The 16,090-nt window shown below is 57.8% G+C and carries 13 protein-coding genes; 8 read left to right on the plus strand and 5 right to left on the minus strand.

All coding sequences use genetic code 11. The features are described 5' to 3' along the window. Nucleotides 1–147: 147 nt before the first annotated feature. Both QMX84_RS06220 and QMX84_RS06225 read right to left on the minus strand, forming a co-directional pair. Nucleotides 148–2,373, minus strand: a complete 2,226-nt coding sequence (locus tag QMX84_RS06220) for an NADP-dependent isocitrate dehydrogenase (RefSeq protein ID WP_262123894.1) — start codon at nucleotides 2,371–2,373, stop codon at nucleotides 148–150. Nucleotides 2,374–2,834: 461 nt separating this feature from the next. Next, a complete protein-coding gene (locus tag QMX84_RS06225; RefSeq protein ID WP_262123895.1) occupies nucleotides 2,835–3,113 on the minus strand; it encodes a cold shock domain-containing protein in 279 nt (92 codons plus the stop codon). A gap of 225 nt (nucleotides 3,114–3,338) precedes the next feature. Between QMX84_RS06225 and clpS the strand changes: the two genes are divergently transcribed. Together clpS and clpA are read left to right on the plus strand one after the other, a co-directional pair. After that, on the plus strand, nucleotides 3,339–3,701 hold the full coding sequence (clpS, locus tag QMX84_RS06230; RefSeq protein ID WP_048368539.1) for an ATP-dependent Clp protease adapter ClpS: 363 nt from the start codon (nucleotides 3,339–3,341) through the stop codon (nucleotides 3,699–3,701). A 29-nt stretch (nucleotides 3,702–3,730) separates the two neighbouring features. Further along, nucleotides 3,731–6,001: an ATP-dependent Clp protease ATP-binding subunit ClpA gene (gene clpA, locus QMX84_RS06235; protein WP_262123896.1), complete on the plus strand. Its 2,271-nt coding sequence runs from the start codon at nucleotides 3,731–3,733 to the stop codon at nucleotides 5,999–6,001. A 284-nt stretch (nucleotides 6,002–6,285) separates the two neighbouring features. On the opposite strand, the gene infA is transcribed toward clpA, so the two are convergent. From infA to aat, 3 genes are all read right to left on the minus strand, one after another. Next, entirely contained in the window at nucleotides 6,286–6,504 is a 219-nt protein-coding gene (gene infA, locus QMX84_RS06240; RefSeq protein ID WP_002553999.1) for a translation initiation factor IF-1, read from the minus strand. A 99-nt stretch (nucleotides 6,505–6,603) separates the two neighbouring features. Then, nucleotides 6,604–7,311 carry an arginyltransferase gene (locus tag QMX84_RS06245; protein ID WP_262123897.1) on the minus strand — a complete coding sequence of 236 codons (708 nt, stop codon included), beginning with the start codon at nucleotides 7,309–7,311 and terminating at the stop codon, nucleotides 6,604–6,606. Between the two features lie 58 nt (nucleotides 7,312–7,369). Beyond that, a complete protein-coding gene (aat, locus tag QMX84_RS06250; protein WP_048387749.1) occupies nucleotides 7,370–8,047 on the minus strand; it encodes a leucyl/phenylalanyl-tRNA--protein transferase in 678 nt (225 codons plus the stop codon). Between the two features lie 415 nt (nucleotides 8,048–8,462). Here aat and QMX84_RS06255 point away from each other — a divergent pair, with 415 nt between their 5' ends. From QMX84_RS06255 to cysG, 6 genes are read left to right on the plus strand one after another with little or no spacing between them, the layout of a single operon-like run. Then, the gene (locus QMX84_RS06255) at nucleotides 8,463–10,865 is read left to right on the plus strand and encodes a DNA translocase FtsK (protein WP_282363405.1); all 2,403 of its coding nucleotides are present in this window, start codon (nucleotides 8,463–8,465) and stop codon (nucleotides 10,863–10,865) included. Nucleotides 10,866–10,917: 52 nt separating this feature from the next. After that, a complete protein-coding gene (gene lolA, locus QMX84_RS06260; RefSeq protein ID WP_048368534.1) occupies nucleotides 10,918–11,541 on the plus strand; it encodes an outer membrane lipoprotein chaperone LolA in 624 nt (207 codons plus the stop codon). A 27-nt stretch (nucleotides 11,542–11,568) separates the two neighbouring features. Then, the gene (locus QMX84_RS06265; protein ID WP_048368533.1) at nucleotides 11,569–12,894 is read left to right on the plus strand and encodes a replication-associated recombination protein A; all 1,326 of its coding nucleotides are present in this window, start codon (nucleotides 11,569–11,571) and stop codon (nucleotides 12,892–12,894) included. Then, a complete protein-coding gene (gene crcB / locus QMX84_RS06270; protein ID WP_048368532.1) occupies nucleotides 12,891–13,265 on the plus strand; it encodes a fluoride efflux transporter CrcB in 375 nt (124 codons plus the stop codon). The genes QMX84_RS06265 and crcB overlap by 4 nt, the downstream gene beginning before the upstream one ends. A 16-nt stretch (nucleotides 13,266–13,281) precedes the next feature. After that, on the plus strand, nucleotides 13,282–14,562 hold the full coding sequence (gene serS, locus QMX84_RS06275; RefSeq protein WP_048368531.1) for a serine--tRNA ligase: 1,281 nt from the start codon (nucleotides 13,282–13,284) through the stop codon (nucleotides 14,560–14,562). Next, nucleotides 14,563–15,957, plus strand: a complete 1,395-nt coding sequence (gene cysG, locus QMX84_RS06280) for a siroheme synthase CysG (protein WP_153334744.1) — start codon at nucleotides 14,563–14,565, stop codon at nucleotides 15,955–15,957. The last annotated feature ends 133 nt before the right edge of the window (nucleotides 15,958–16,090 follow it).

Genomic DNA, 16,090 nt, shown 5'->3' on the forward strand with positions numbered 1-16,090 from the left:
GGCTTGCTCGCGATGCAGGCGCTTCAGTCTGTGCTTTTTACGCGCTGATGCTATCGCGAGCAAGCCCGCTCCCACAGGGTTTGTATGGCCCGTAAAAACACAAACCCCGGCGTCGTGGGCCGGGGTCTGTGCTGTTGCTTGTTGCTCTTACACCAGAGAAGCGATGATATCGTTCAGCGTGGCGCTAGGGCGCATTACGGTGCTCACCTTGTCGGCGTCGGCGTGGTAGTAACCACCGATGTCCACAGGCTTGCCCTGCACGGCGTTGAGTTCGGCAACGATTTTTGCCTCGTTCTCGGTCATGGCTTTTGCCACTGGGGCAAACAGGGCTTGCAGCTCTTTGTCTTCAGTCTGGGCCGCCAGGGCTTGAGCCCAGTACAGCGCCAAGTAGAAGTGGCTGCCGCGGTTGTCGATGTTGCCGACTTTACGCGATGGCGATTTGTTGTTGTCGAGGAACTGGCCAGTGGCCTGGTCCAGGGTTTTGGCCAACACCAACGCTTTTGCGTTGTTGTAGGTGGTGCCCAGGTGCTCCAGGGAAGCAGCCAGTGCCAGGAACTCACCCAGCGAGTCCCAACGCAGGAAGTTTTCTTCCAGCAGTTGTTGCACGTGCTTGGGTGCCGAACCGCCTGCGCCAGTTTCGAACAGGCCGCCGCCATTCATCAGTGGGACGATCGAGAGCATTTTGGCACTGGTGCCCAGTTCCATGATCGGGAACAGGTCAGTCAGGTAGTCGCGCAGTACGTTACCGGTCACCGAGATGGTGTCCAGGCCGGCACGGGTGCGCTCCAGGGTGAATTTCATGGCGTCGACAGGCGACATGATGCGAATGTCCAGGCCGCTGGTGTCGTGATCTTTCAGGTAGGTTTCAACCTTCTTGATCATCTGTGCGTCGTGGGCACGCTTAGGGTCCAGCCAGAATACAGCCGGGGTGTTGCTGGCGCGGGAGCGGTTAACGGCCAGTTTGACCCAGTCGCGGATCGGTGCGTCTTTGGCCTGGCACATGCGCCAGATGTCGCCTTCCTCAACCTTTTGTTCCATCAGCACGTTGCCGTTGCTGTCGGTTACCCGAACAACGCCAGGGGTTTTGATCTGGAAGGTTTTGTCGTGCGAGCCGTACTCTTCGGCTTTTTGCGCCATCAGGCCAACGTTTGGCACGCTGCCCATGGTGGTCGGATCGAAAGCACCGTGCTTTTTGCAGTCTTCGATCGTGGCCTGGTAGATGGTTGCGTAGCAGCGATCCGGGATGATGGCCTTAGTGTCTTGCAGTTGGCCTTCGGTGTTCCACATCTTGCCGGAATCACGAATCATCGCTGGCATCGAGGCGTCAACAATCACGTCGCTTGGTACGTGCAGGTTGGTGATGCCTTTGTCAGAGTTGACCATCGCCAGAGCAGGACGGTTGGCGTAGACAGCCTGGATGTCAGCTTCGATTTCAGCTTGCTTCTCGGCTGGCAGTGCCTTGATGCGGGCGTACAGGTCGCCAATACCGTTGTTCAGGTTGAAACCGATTTCTTTCAGGACGTCGGCGTGTTTGGCCAGCGCGTCCTTGTAGAACTCAGCCACGATCTGACCAAACATGATCGGGTCGGAAACCTTCATCATGGTGGCTTTCAAGTGAACCGAGAACAGCACGCCTTGTTTCTTGGCGTCTTCGATTTCGGCCGCTACGAACTTGCGCAGGGCATTTTTGCTCATAACGGAGCAATCGATGATCTCGCCGGCTTGTACGGCGGTTTTTTCCTTCAGGACGGTGGTAGTGCCGTCTTGAGCGATCAGTTCGATTTTAACGCTGTCCGGGGCTTCGATCAGGGCCGCTTTTTCGCTGCCGTAGAAATCGCCTTCGCTCATGTGAGCCACGTGAGACTTGGAGTCTGCAGCCCAAGCGCCCATTTTGTGCGGGTGCTTGCGAGCGTAGTTTTTAACCGACAGCGGGGCGCGGCGGTCCGAGTTGCCTTCGCGCAGTACCGGGTTTACGGCGCTGCCCATGACTTTGCTGTAACGCGCCTTGATGTCTTTCTCGGCGTCAGTCGTCGCTGTGTCCGGGTAGTCAGGGATGTTGAAGCCCTGTGCTTGCAGTTCCTTGATGGCAGCTTGCAGCTGAGGAACCGAGGCGCTGATGTTAGGCAGCTTGATGATGTTGGCTTCAGGGGTAACAGCCAGGGCGCCCAGTTCGGCGAGGTGGTCTGCTACGGCCTTGTCACCCAATTGCTCGGGGAAGCTGGCGAGGATGCGGCCTGCCAAAGAGATGTCGCGCGTCTCAACGTCAATATCAGCGCTGGCGGTGAAAGCCTCGATGATAGGCAGCAGTGAATAGGTGGCGAGCGCCGGAGCTTCGTCGGTGAAGGTGTAGATGATCTTCGAACGGTTGGGCATTTCGGATTAACTCTCTTCTTTGCTGAGCGTGCTCAGATACTCGAGATGCGCAGGGTAGGCGCTTTCGTACACAGTGAACAATGAGCCGAAAGTCGAGGTTCTTCGCTGTGATGTGAATGCATCAGTAGAGCGTCAAGCGGTCGAGCCGGGGTAACGGCTCAGCCTTTCTAGGCCTGAAAGACTCATTCCAGTAGGTGTTGCTGAGTGACTCCGTGGTCACCGGCGCAGTATACATAGGTCACTAAGGTTGCTGCGAGGGGGGTGGCCTAACACAAATCATCAATTGGTCTAAGAACCTGCGGCAAAATGCCCTTGGTTTTGGCCTGATGCGCCCGTGTTTACGGGGCTTTTCTGGGGTTTTTAGGGTGGGGTATGCGCGCGCATGGCGGCTAGTGCAATAAAAAAACGGCCGATCCTGTGTGAGAATCGGCCGTTCTTCATGACGGGCTGTGCTCGCGAGCTCAGACCGACAGGCGGGTAGTGCCTGATGCCGTCACGGGTGGTGGTGTCAGCACCTTGGCGTCGGTGATTGCCACAGCGTGCAGGCCTTTTGGCCCCTGAATGATTTCAAAGCTGACAGGCTGGCCTGCTTTCAGCGTTTTGTAGCCGTCCATCTGAATGGCGGAAAAATGGGCGAAGAAGTCGATTGGATGTCCATGCTCGTCGATGCCTTCCTTGGCTTCCGTATTGATAAAGCCGAAGCCTTTGGCGTTGTTAAACCACTTGACCTTGCCTTGCATACTCATCTCCCTCTGCTGCAAACAACTCCATCACTGGAGTATCATCCAGTTCACTCGCGCAGAAACCACGAAATATGGTTGACTGCACGGACCTTTATTACCCACTGTGGGTTCTATTGGTTGTAACACCGTTTTACCGATAGTCAAGGTCACGCGGCGGCGCAGTTGAAATTTGCTACGTCTGCCTCCATCACTGTAATCGATCAAAGACGAACCTTTCTTTCCATGCATGCAATCAGCCAGATTCGACTAACATCCAATCATGATCAGCCCGATTATGATGACGAAGATTCCGCTGGCTTGGCTGTGCAAGAGGCTAAGCCTGCGCTTCAGGCACCGCCGATGTACAAGGTGGTTTTGTTCAACGATGACTACACACCCATGGATTTCGTTGTCGAAGTGCTTGAGGTGTTTTTTAACTTGAATCGCGAATTGGCGACCAAGGTCATGCTGGCCGTTCATACAGAAGGACGGGCAGTGTGCGGCATCTTTACCCGCGACATCGCCGAGACCAAGGCGGCGCAGGTAAACCAGTACGCACGCGAAAGCCAGCATCCGCTACTCTGTGAAATCGAGAAGGACGGTTAACGCCGACCACTTGGGTATGAGGTGAAGCCATGTTAAATCGCGAGCTCGAAGTCACCCTCAATCTGGCCTTCAAGGAAGCACGCTCAAAGCGTCATGAGTTCATGACGGTCGAGCACCTCCTTCTAGCGCTTCTGGATAATGAGGCGGCCGCAACCGTTCTACGCGCCTGTGGCGCAAACCTCGACAAACTCAAGCATGACCTGCAAGAGTTTATTGATTCCACCACCCCCCTGATCCCTGTCCACGACGAAGACCGTGAAACTCAGCCAACCCTGGGTTTTCAACGGGTCTTGCAGCGCGCTGTGTTCCACGTACAAAGCTCCGGCAAACGTGAAGTCACCGGCGCCAATGTGCTGGTAGCGATCTTCAGTGAGCAAGAAAGCCAGGCGGTGTTCTTTCTCAAGCAACAGAGCGTTGCCCGCATCGATGTGGTCAACTTCATCGCGCATGGTATTTCCAAAGTGCCGGGCCATGGCGATCACGCTGAAAACGAGAACGAAATGCAGGATGAAGAGGGCGGTGAGTCGTCTTCTTCAAGCAATCCTCTGGATGCTTACGCCAGCAACCTGAACGAGCTGGCTCGCCAGGGCCGGATTGATCCGCTGGTGGGGCGTGAAAACGAAGTTGAGCGCGTTGCGCAGATTCTGGCGCGTCGGCGTAAAAACAACCCGCTGCTGGTGGGCGAGGCGGGCGTGGGTAAAACCGCGATTGCCGAAGGCCTGGCCAAGCGCATCGTTGATAATCAGGTGCCGGACCTGCTGGCCAATAGCATCGTTTATTCGCTGGACCTAGGGGCATTGCTGGCCGGTACCAAGTACCGCGGCGATTTCGAGAAGCGCTTCAAGGCGTTGCTCGGTGAGCTGAAAAAGCGTCCGCAAGCCATTTTGTTCATCGACGAGATCCACACCATTATTGGTGCGGGCGCGGCGTCCGGTGGCGTAATGGATGCTTCCAACCTGCTCAAGCCCCTGCTGTCCTCGGGTGAGATCCGTTGCATTGGTTCGACCACGTTCCAGGAATTTCGCGGGATCTTTGAAAAAGACCGTGCTCTGGCGCGGCGCTTCCAGAAAGTCGACGTGTCCGAACCTTCGGTTGAAGACACCATCGGTATTCTGCGCGGCCTTAAAGGGCGTTTCGAGCAGCATCACGGTATTGAATACACTGATGAGGCCCTGCGTGCGGCGGCAGAGCTGGCGTCACGCTACATCAATGACCGGCACATGCCGGACAAAGCCATTGACGTGATCGACGAGGCGGGGGCGTATCAGCGCCTGCAGCCGGTTGAAAAACGTGCTCTGCGTATCGATGTGCAACAGGTCGAAGACATCGTGGCGAAAATCGCCCGTATTCCGCCTAAGAGCGTCTCCAGCTCCGATAAAGAGCTGCTGCGTAACCTTGAGCGCGACCTTAAGTTGACGGTGTTTGGCCAGGATGCGGCGATTGACTCCTTGTCGACGGCCATCAAGCTGTCGCGAGCCGGGCTCAAGTCGCCAGACAAGCCTGTCGGTTCGTTCCTGTTCGCAGGCCCGACCGGTGTGGGTAAAACCGAAGCTGCGCGCCAGTTGTCCAAGGCGCTGGGTGTTGAGCTGATTCGCTTTGACATGTCCGAGTACATGGAGCGCCACACCGTATCGCGTCTGATCGGTGCGCCTCCAGGCTATGTCGGGTTTGATCAGGGCGGCCTGCTCACCGAAGCCATCACCAAGCAACCGCACTGCGTACTGCTGCTGGATGAAATCGAGAAAGCGCACCCTGAGGTCTTCAACCTGCTGCTGCAGGTCATGGACCACGGCACGCTGACCGACAACAACGGTCGCAAGGCTGATTTCCGTAACGTGATCATCATCATGACCACCAACGCGGGTGCAGAGACGGCTTCGCGGGCATCGATCGGCTTTACCTTGCAGGATCACGCCACCGATGCAATGGAAGTGATCAAGAAGAGCTTCACCCCTGAGTTCCGTAACCGCCTGGACACCATCATTCAATTTGGTCGCCTCAGTCATGAAGTGATCAAGCACGTGGTGGACAAGTTCCTCACCGAGTTGCAAGTGCAGTTGGAAGACAAGCACGTGCAACTGGTGGTGACCGATGCCGCGCGTGGCTGGCTGGCGGCTGGCGGCTACGACGTGACCATGGGCGCTCGCCCGATGGCGCGCCTGATTCAGGACAAAATCAAGCGTCCACTGGCTGAAGAGATTCTCTTTGGTGAGCTGGCCGATCATGGCGGCGTGGTTAACATCGACCTCAAAGATGGCGAGCTGATCTTCGAGTTCGAAACAGACGTTGAGATGGCTTGATGTGCCCGTGAAATAAAAAAAGCGCCGAAAGGCGCTTTTTTTATAGGTAAGCACTGTAGGGCTGCCGCCTCGTCTTCGACGCCGCGCTGTCGCGTAGCAAGCAGGCCGGCGAGTATCTTCAGCATCCCCCAATCGGTTCCCTCTCCTGCGGGAGAGGGCTAGGGTGAGGGGGCTTAGATCAAGAGATCGCGAGGCAAGCTCGCTCCTACAGTCAGGGCTGGCGCTCGTCATATCGCAGGCAAACAAAAACGCCCGGCAGAGCCGGGCGTCTTGTATTGACTTGATTAACGAGCGCGGTAAGTGATGCGCCCTTTGCTCAAGTCATAGGGCGTCAGTTCGACGCGCACTTTGTCACCGGTAAGAATACGAATGTAGTTCTTGCGCATCTTGCCGGAAATATGCGCGGTTACGACGTGCCCATTTTCCAACTCCACACGAAACATGGTGTTGGGCAGGGTGTCGACGACAGTGCCTTCCATTTCGAAGCTGTCTTCTTTCGACATGCAGTAAAGCCCTCGGTGTCCAGTGAATGGCCCGGTGCAACTGCGCCAGGCAAAAGCGGCGTGCATTGTGCCCGAAAAGTAGGGTTTAAGCCAAGGGGTTCAGTAAAGAGTGCTCCATCTCTGATTAATCAGCAGCTCAATGGGCCGATATTCAGTCTTGTAATTCATCTTTTTGCAGTTCTTGATCCAGTACCCGAGGTACAGCGCATTCAGGCCCAGGCGGCGGGTTTCGGCAATTTGCCAGAGAATTCCGTAGCGGCCCAAGCTGCGGCGCTCTTCGTCAGGCTCGTAGAACGTATACACCGCCGACAAACCATTGGGCAGCACGTCAGTGACCGCTACGGCCAGTAACCGTCCGTCGAGGCGGAACTCGTAGAACGTCGAGAACGGCAAGTCGCGCACCAAAAACGTAGAAAACTGCTCACGGCTTGGCGGGTACATGTCGCCGTCCGCGTGCCGTTGTTCGATGTAGCGCTTGTAGAGGGCGAAGTACTCATCGCTAAAGCCGGGTTTGGCTGCCTTGACCTGGAGGTCGGCATTGCGTTTGAAAATACGCTTTTGCTGGCGGTTGGGGATAAACGTCTGTACCGGAATGCGCGCAGGCGTACACGCATCGCATTTCACGCAATGGGGGCGATAAAGGTGGTCGCCACTGCGACGAAAGCCCATTTCGGACAAGTCGGCATAGACCTGCACATCCATCGGCTGGCTGGGGTCGAGGAACAGTGTGGTCGCCTGTTCATCGGGCAGGTAGCTGCAAGCGTGAGGTTGAGTGGCATAAAACTTCAAGCGCGCCAGCTCGGTCATGATGGGCCCTCAGGGAAATCTTTGAATTAAGTGTAAGCCAGCCAGCAAAACTCGCCTATCAAACCCACTCTGCGTTTGTAGGTAGATCGAGATGTTTGTGTAGGTAATCGGCGAATTGTTGCCGTGGAATTGAACGTGCGCCTAGGCTTTCGAGGTGATTGGTCGGCATCTGGCAGTCAATTAGCACAAAACCCCAGGCCTTCAGGTGACTGACCAGCGTCGCAAAGCCCACTTTTGAGGCGTTGTCTGCGCGGCTGAACATGGACTCGCCAAAAAACAATTGGCCCATCGCCAGGCCGTACAAACCGCCAACCAGCTCGCCGTTGTCCCAGACTTCTACCGAATGCGCGTGGCCGCGTGCGTGAAGCTCGATGTAGGCATCTTGCATTTTTTCGGTAATCCACGTGCCGTCGGCATAGCTTCGCGGTTCGGCGCAGGCCCTTATAACCCCTTCGAAGTCGCGGTCGAACGTCACGTGGTAACGTTGCTGGCGCAATAGTTTTGCCAGGCTGCGCGAGACATGCAGCTCTTGCGGGAATAACACCGTGCGCGGGTCGGGCGACCACCAGAGTATCGGCTGGCCCTCGGAAAACCACGGGAAGCAGCCATGGCGATAGGCCTGGATCAGCCGGTCAGGGGACAGATCGCCGCCGGCGGCGAGCAGGCCATTGGGTTCGCGCATGGCCGTTGTCAGTGGCGGGAATGTCAGGGTGTCGCGTTTTAACCAGGTCAGCATGGCAATCGGTCTTACAGAAGAGGGGAGGGGGGCTGCAACTCTGTCGCGTTGCCGCGGTCTGAGTCGAGCGGATCCGTGGCTGTCGCGACAGCGCTATAAGTCTTTGTCACACAAGGCAATGCATGCTCAAATTGGCGGCTCTCGGGCAGGCGCATGATGATCGCGCCCGGCGCTGGCGTCAGCGTGGCATCCACGGCTTAAACCCGTACAATGGCCCGCCTGTTTGAGCTGTTCTAAACTGCACAGCATTCGCCTCACTCCCTGGCGGGCTGGTCTTGGGGTGACGAGTCATATTACAAGGCTGTGTGCAAGGCTAGTCCAGTTTCATGTCTGAACTTGTCACCTGCTCGAATTGAGCAGTATTTTGCAGTCAATCAATTGTTGGGCGCGCCACAGGCGCAGGAAAAGACGCGTTTTGAAGAAATCCACAGCAGCACCTAAAACAGTTCCACTCTGGCGTCAGCAATTGCACTACCGGCTCAAGGAAGGTGCACTGCTCGCTATTGGCGCTCTATGCCTGTTCATGATGATGGCCTTGCTCACCTACGGTAAGGACGATCCCGGCTGGAGCCACAATAGCCGCGTGGTGGATGTGCAGAACTTTGGCGGGCCTGCGGGCGCCTACAGCGCGGACATCCTGTTCATGGTGCTCGGCTATTTTGCCTACATCTTTCCGCTGCTGCTGGCGATCAAGGCGTATCAGATCTTCCGCGAGCGGCATCAGCCGTGGCAGTGGAGCGGCCTGCTGTTTTCGTGGCGTCTGGTCGGCCTGATCTTCCTGGTGCTCTCGGGTGCCGCGCTGGCGCATATCCACTTCCACTCGGCCATTGGCTTGCCCGCTGGTGCTGGCGGTGCGCTGGGCGAAAGCCTGGGTGACTTGGCGAAGAACGCGCTGAACATTCAAGGCAGCACCTTGTTGCTGATCGCCTTGTTCCTGTTCGGTTTGACTGTTTTTACCGATTTGTCGTGGTTCAAGGTCATGGACGTGACCGGCAAAATCACCCTCGACCTGTTTGAGTTGATCCAGGGCGCCGCGAATCGCTGGTGGTCTGACCGTAACGAACGCAAGCAACTGGTTGCACAATTGCGTGAAGTCGACACCCGGGTTAACGAAGTGGTTGCCCCAAGCGTTCCCGACAAGCGTGAACAGGCCAAGGCCAAAGAACGCCTGATTGAACGTGAACAAGCGCTGACCAAGCACATGACCGAGCGTGAAAAACACGTGCCGGCCGTGATTACCCCGGCACCGGCCAAAGCGCCGGAGCCGAGCAAGCGTGTGCAAAAAGAGAAACAAGTGCCGCTGTTTGTCGACAGCGCAGTTGAAGGCACTTTGCCTCCGATCTCGATTCTGGACCCGGCCGAGAAGAAGCAGCTCAACTATTCCCCTGAATCCCTGGCGGCTGTAGGCCATTTGCTTGAGATCAAACTCAAGGAATTCGGCGTCGAGGTGACGGTGGACTCGATTCACCCGGGCCCGGTCATTACCCGTTATGAAATCCAGCCAGCGGCCGGGGTCAAGGTCAGCCGTATCGCCAACCTGGCCAAAGACCTGGCACGTTCGCTGGCCGTGACCAGCGTGCGGGTGGTTGAGGTGATTCCGGGTAAAACCACGGTGGGCATCGAGATCCCCAACGAAGATCGCCAGATCGTGCGCTTCTCCGAAGTGCTGTCGACCCCTGAGTTCGATGACGCCAAATCGCCGGTTACCTTGGCCTTGGGTCATGACATTGGCGGCAAGGCGGTGATCACCGACCTGGCAAAAATGCCGCACCTGTTGGTGGCCGGTACCACCGGTTCCGGTAAGTCGGTGGGCGTGAACGCGATGATCCTGTCGATCCTGTTCAAGTCGGGCCCGGAAGACGCCAAGCTGATCATGATCGACCCGAAAATGCTTGAGCTGTCGATCTACGAAGGCATTCCGCATTTGCTCTGCCCGGTTGTGACCGACATGAAAGACGCGGCCAACGCCCTGCGCTGGAGCGTTGCCGAGATGGAGCGCCGCTACAAGCTGATGGCCAAGATGGGCGTGCGTAACCTGGCCGGTTTCAACCAGAAGATCAAAGATGCCGAAGCGGTGGGGGAGCCAATCAGCGACCCGCTGTACAAGCGCGAAAGCATCCATGATGAGGCGCCGCTGCTGACCAAACTGCCGACCATCGTGGTGGTGGTCGACGAATTTGCCGACATGATGATGATCGTCGGCAAAAAGGTCGAAGAACTGATTGCCCGTATTGCCCAGAAAGCGCGGGCAGCCGGGATCCACTTGATCCTCGCGACCCAGCGCCCATCGGTAGACGTGATCACCGGTCTGATCAAGGCCAACATCCCGACCCGTATGGCGTTCCAGGTATCGAGCAAAATTGACTCGCGTACCATCATCGACCAGGGCGGCGCCGAACAACTGCTGGGCCACGGTGACATGCTCTACATGCCGCCAGGTACCAGCTTGCCGATTCGGGTGCACGGTGCGTTCGTGTCTGACGAAGAAGTGCACCGTGTGGTTGAAGCCTGGAAACAGCGTGGTACACCGGACTACAACGATGACATCCTGGCAGGCGTCGAAGAGCCGGGCAGCGGCTTTGATGGCGGTAGCAGTGATGGCGGCGATGACGCTGAAACCGACGCGCTGTACGACGAGGCTGTGCAGTTCGTGCTCGAAAGCCGTCGCGCTTCGATCTCTGCGGTTCAACGCAAACTGAAGATCGGTTACAACCGCGCGGCACGCATGATCGAGTCCATGGAAATGGCCGGGGTCGTGACCGCAATGAATACCAACGGCTCGCGCGAAGTGATAGCGCCGGCTCCAATGCGCGACTGATCTGCTCGCAGGTAATCTGCAAGCAGGGTTTAACTAATCAATGAGGATTTCCATGCGTTTTGTCAGCATGTTGTTGCTACCGGTTTTGGCGTTGACTGCCTTTTCCGCCAGTGCCGCTCCGGCGGATGTACAGAGCCTGACCAACCTTCTGGAACGGTCGAAAACGTTGACGGCCAATTTTTCTCAGTTGACCCTCGATGGCAGCGGCACCCAGTTGCAAGACACCAAAGGGCAAATGGCCTTGCAGCGTCCGGGGTTGTTCTACTGGCACACTGATGCGCCGAACGAGCAGACCATGGTTTCTGATGGCCAGAAAGTTACTTTGTGGGACCCGGACCTGGAGCAGGTCACCATCAAGAAGCTTGATCAGCGCCTGACCCAGACCCCGGCCTTGCTGCTCTCGGGTGATGTCTCAAAAATCAGCGAAAGCTTTGATATCACCTCCAAGCAGTCGGGTGAGGTGATCGACTTCACGCTCAAGCCAAAAACCAAAGACACCCTGTTTGACTCGCTGAACCTGTCGTTTCGCAGTGGCCTGATCAATAACATGCGTCTGGTTGATAGCGTGGGTCAGCGCACTGATCTGCTGTTCACCGGGGTCAAGGCCAACGAGCCGATCCCGGCGTCCAAATTCAAGTTCGATATCCCGAAAGGGGCTGATGTCATCCAGGAATAAGCCCTGGACGAGGTTTCAAACGCTGCTATGGATCTGTTTCGAAGTGCACCGATTGCCCAGCCCTTGGCCGCCCGTCTACGGGCGACCAATCTGGATGAGTATGTCGGTCAACAACACCTGCTCGCCCGGGGCAAGCCCCTGCGTGAAGCGCTGGAGCAGGGCGCGCTGCACTCGATGATCTTCTGGGGGCCGCCCGGTGTGGGTAAAACCACGCTGGCGCGGCTGCTGGCTGAAGTCTCGGATGCTCATTTTGAAACGGTCTCGGCCGTCCTGGCCGGGGTCAAGGAGATCCGCCAGGCGGTGGAAATCGCCAAGCAGCAAGCCGGCCAGTACGGGCGGCGGACCATTCTGTTTGTCGACGAAGTGCACCGCTTCAACAAGTCGCAGCAAGATGCGTTCTTGCCCTACGTTGAAGACGGCACCCTGATTTTTATCGGTGCGACCACCGAAAACCCCTCCTTTGAGCTCAACAACGCCCTGTTGTCACGGGCGCGGGTCTACGTGCTCAAAAGCCTCGACGAGGCGGCGTTGCGCAAGTTGGTACACCGGGCGTTGACCGAAGACAAAGGCCTGGGCAAACGCGGCTTGACCTTGGGCGATGAGGGTTTCCAGACGTTGCTCAGGGCCGCTGATGGCGATGGCCGACGTTTGCTCAACCTGCTGGAAAACGCCTCTGACCTGGCCGAAGACCACAGTGAAATCGGCGTCGACCTGTTGCATGACTTGCTGGGCGATACCCAGCGGCGCTTCGACAAAGGCGGTGAAGCGTTTTACGACCAGATCTCGGCCTTGCACAAATCGGTGCGTGGCTCCAATCCGGACGGTGCGTTGTACTGGTTTGCGCGCATGATCGACGGCGGTTGTGACCCGCTGTACATCGCCCGCCGGGTGGTGCGCATGGCCAGCGAAGACATCGGCAATGCTGACCCGAGGGCCTTGAGCCTGTGCCTGTCAGCCTGGGACGTGCAAGAGCGACTCGGCAGCCCCGAAGGCGAGCTGGCCGTGGCCCAAGCCATCACTTACCTGGCCTGTGCGCCGAAAAGCAATGCGGTGTACATGGGCTTCAAGGCCGCGCTGCGCAGCGCCGCCGAATACGGTTCGCTCGAAGTCCCGCTGCATTTGCGCAATGCGCCGACCAAGCTCATGAAGCAATTGGGTTATGGCGACGAATACCGTTACGCCCACGATGAGCCTGATGCCTATGCTGCCGGTGAAGACTACTTCCCGGATGAGCTGGAGCCGTTACCGTTGTATCAGCCCGTCCCGCGCGGGCTCGAATTGAAGATTGGCGAGAAGCTTAAACACCTGGCTGCACTTGATCGGGCCAGCCCTCTACAGCGGAGAAAACCTTGATTCCTTTGATCGCTGCGGTAACGGTGGGCGGTATTGCAGGTACATTGTTGCGTTTCGCCACGGGCAATTGGGTGAACGCCAATTGGCCAAAGCACTTCTATACCGCGACATTGGCCGTTAATATCGTGGGCTGCCTGCTGATTGGCATCCTTTACGGACTTTTTTTAATCCGCCCGGAAGTACCGATTGAAGTCCGCGCCGGATTAATGGTCGGTTTCCTGGGTGGTTTGACCACTTTTTCATCCTTTTCACTGGATACGGTGCGCCTGCTCGAAAGCGGGCAAGTGCCTTTGGCACTGGGCTATGCAGCCATTAGCGTATTCGGCGGGCTGCTTGCAACCTGGGCTGGCCTGTCCCTGACCAAACTTTGATAAACGAGAAACCGACATGCTCGATTCCAAACTGTTACGTACGAACCTGCAGGACGTAGCGGATCGCCTGGCATCCCGTGGCTTTAAGCTGGACGTGGCGCGCATCGACGCGCTGGAAGCCAAGCGTAAAGAAGTTCAAACCCTGACCGAGCGTCTGCAGGCTGAGCGCAATGCCATCTCCAAGAGTATTGGCCAGGCCAAGGCGCGCGGCGAAGACATCGCGCCACTGATGGCCAGTGTTGAAACCATGGGCAGCGATCTGGCCAACGGCAAGGTTGAGCTGGATGCCATCCAGACCGAACTGGACTCGATTCTGTTGAGCCTGCCGAACCTGCCGGATGAATCGGTACCGGTGGGTGCGGACGAAGACGACAACGTCGAAGTTCGCCGCTGGGGCACGCCAAAAGCCTTTGATTTCGAAATCAAGGACCACGTCGCCCTGGGCGAGCAACACGGCTGGCTGGATTTTGAAACCGCCGCCAAATTGTCCGGTGCCCGTTTTGCCTTGCTGCGTGGGCCGATCGCTCGCCTGCACCGCGCCCTGGCGCAGTTCATGATCAACCTGCACATCAACGAACACGGCTACGAAGAGGCATACACGCCGTACTTGGTTCAGGCACCTGCGCTGCAGGGCACTGGCCAGTTGCCCAAGTTCGAAGAAGACCTGTTCAAGATCAGCCGCGAAGGCGAAGCTGATCTGTACTTGATCCCGACCGCTGAAGTGTCGCTGACCAACATCGTTGCGGGCGAGATCGTCGATCACAAATCGCTGCCGATCAAGTTTGTGGCGCACACGCCATGCTTTCGCAGTGAGGCCGGTGCTTCGGGGCGCGACACGCGCGGCATGATTCGCCAGCACCAGTTCGACAAGGTTGAAATGGTGCAGATCGTCGAGCCTTCGACCTCGATGGACGCACTGGAAGGCCTGGTCGGCAACGCCGAAAAAGTTCTGCAACTGCTCGAGCTGCCATACCGCACCTTGGCGCTGTGCACCGGCGACATGGGCTTCAGCGCAAGCAAAACCTACGATCTGGAAGTGTGGATCCCGAGCCAGGACAAGTACCGCGAGATCTCGTCGTGCTCCAACTGCGGCGATTTCCAGGCCCGTCGTATGCAGGCGCGTTTCCGTAACACCGAAACCGGCAAGCCTGAGCTGGTTCACACCCTCAACGGTTCCGGTCTGGCGGTCGGTCGTACACTGGTTGCCGTGCTGGAAAACTACCAGCAGGCCGACGGCTCGATCCGTGTGCCAGAAGTGCTCAAGCCTTACATGGGCGGTATTGAGGTCATCGGCTAAATGGAGTTTCTGCCGCTGTTTCATAACCTGCGTGGCCGCCGTGTGCTGGTGGTCGGCGGTGGCGAGATTGCCTTGCGCAAATCTCGCCTGCTGGCCGATGCCGGTGCGGTGTTGCGGGTCGTTGCGCCCGCGATAGAGCCACAGTTGTGCGAGTTGGTAAACAGTAGCGGCGGTGAGCAGGTATTGCGCGGTTATGTCGAGGCCGACCTTGACGGGTGCGGGCTGGTCATCGCTGCCACCGACGATGAGCCGCTCAACGCTCAAGTGTCCGCTGATGCCCATCGACGTTGCGTGCCGGTCAACGTGGTCGACGCGCCTGCGCTGTGCAGCGTGATTTTCCCTGCCATCGTTGATCGCTCGCCGTTGATCGTTGCCATTTCCAGTGGCGGCGATGCGCCGGTGCTGGCGCGGTTGATTCGGGCCAAGATTGAAACCTGGATCCCCTCGACCTATGGGCAACTGGCGGGTCTGGCTGCGCGTTTTCGCAGCCAGGTAAAAAACCTGTTCCCGGATGTGCAACAGCGTCGCGGCTTCTGGGAAGACGTGTTTCAGGGCCCGATTGCCGACCGTCAACTGGCCGGGCAGGGCGCAGAGGCAGAACGTCTGCTACAAGCCAAGATCAATGGCGAAGCGACGCTGACCACCGGTGAGGTTTACCTCGTGGGCGCCGGGCCGGGTGACCCGGATCTGCTGACCTTCCGCGCCTTGCGCCTCATGCAGCAGGCGGACGTGGTGCTCTACGACCGTCTGGTGGCACCGGCGATTCTGGAACTCTGCCGCCGCGATGCCGAGCGTATCTACGTAGGCAAGCGACGTGCTGATCACGCGGTGCCGCAAGACCAGATCAACCAGCAACTGGTGGACTTGGCCAAGCAAGGCAAGCGCGTGGTGCGGCTCAAAGGCGGTGATCCGTTCATCTTTGGCCGTGGTGGCGAAGAAATCGAAGAGCTGGCAGCCCACGGGATTCCCTTCCAGGTGGTGCCGGGCATTACCGCCGCCAGCGGTTGCGCGGCCTATGCCGGTATTCCATTGACCCATCGTGACTACGCGCAATCCGTGCGTTTCGTGACAGGCCACCTCAAAGACGGCACCAGCAACTTGCCTTGGAACGACCTGGTCGCTCCGGCGCAAACTTTGGTGTTCTACATGGGCCTGATTGGCTTGCCGATTATCTGCGAGCAACTGATTGCCCATGGTCGCTCGGCAGACACCCCGGCTGCATTGATCCAGCAAGGCACCACGTCTAACCAGCGAGTGTTTACCGGCACGTTGAAAGACCTGCCGACCTTGGTCGCAGAGCACGAAGTGCATGCCCCGACCTTGGTGATCGTCGGCGAAGTGGTGTTGCTGCGTGAGAAGCTGGCGTGGTTCGAAGGCGCCCAGTCGCAGGTTTAAAAGCTCCCTCACCCCAACCCTCTCCCAGGGGAGAGGGAGCTCTACCGAGGTGTTCTCAGCTTCAGTGCTTGGCTTGCAGGCCGCCGAACCTCAACAACATACCCCAATCAGTTCCCTCTCCCAGGGGAGAGGG

The sequence above is a fragment of the Pseudomonas sp. PS01297 genome, assembly GCF_029959305.1.
Lineage (GTDB): Bacteria > Pseudomonadota > Gammaproteobacteria > Pseudomonadales > Pseudomonadaceae > Aquipseudomonas > Aquipseudomonas helleri.

Coding starts and splice junctions, on each gene's coding strand:
- QMX84_RS06220 (WP_262123894.1), bottom strand. CDS start 2,373: ATGCCCAACCGTTCGAAGATCATCTACACCTTCACCGACGAAGCTCCG.
- QMX84_RS06225 (WP_262123895.1), bottom strand. CDS start 3,113: ATGCAAGGCAAGGTCAAGTGGTTTAACAACGCCAAAGGCTTCGGCTTT.
- clpS (WP_048368539.1), top strand. CDS start 3,339: ATGCATGCAATCAGCCAGATTCGACTAACATCCAATCATGATCAGCCC.
- clpA (WP_262123896.1), top strand. CDS start 3,731: ATGTTAAATCGCGAGCTCGAAGTCACCCTCAATCTGGCCTTCAAGGAA.
- infA (WP_002553999.1), bottom strand. CDS start 6,504: ATGTCGAAAGAAGACAGCTTCGAAATGGAAGGCACTGTCGTCGACACC.
- QMX84_RS06245 (WP_262123897.1), bottom strand. CDS start 7,311: ATGACCGAGCTGGCGCGCTTGAAGTTTTATGCCACTCAACCTCACGCT.
- aat (WP_048387749.1), bottom strand. CDS start 8,047: ATGCTGACCTGGTTAAAACGCGACACCCTGACATTCCCGCCACTGACA.
- lolA (WP_048368534.1), top strand. CDS start 10,918: ATGCGTTTTGTCAGCATGTTGTTGCTACCGGTTTTGGCGTTGACTGCC.
- QMX84_RS06265 (WP_048368533.1), top strand. CDS start 11,569: ATGGATCTGTTTCGAAGTGCACCGATTGCCCAGCCCTTGGCCGCCCGT.
- serS (WP_048368531.1), top strand. CDS start 13,282: ATGCTCGATTCCAAACTGTTACGTACGAACCTGCAGGACGTAGCGGAT.
- cysG (WP_153334744.1), top strand. CDS start 14,563: ATGGAGTTTCTGCCGCTGTTTCATAACCTGCGTGGCCGCCGTGTGCTG.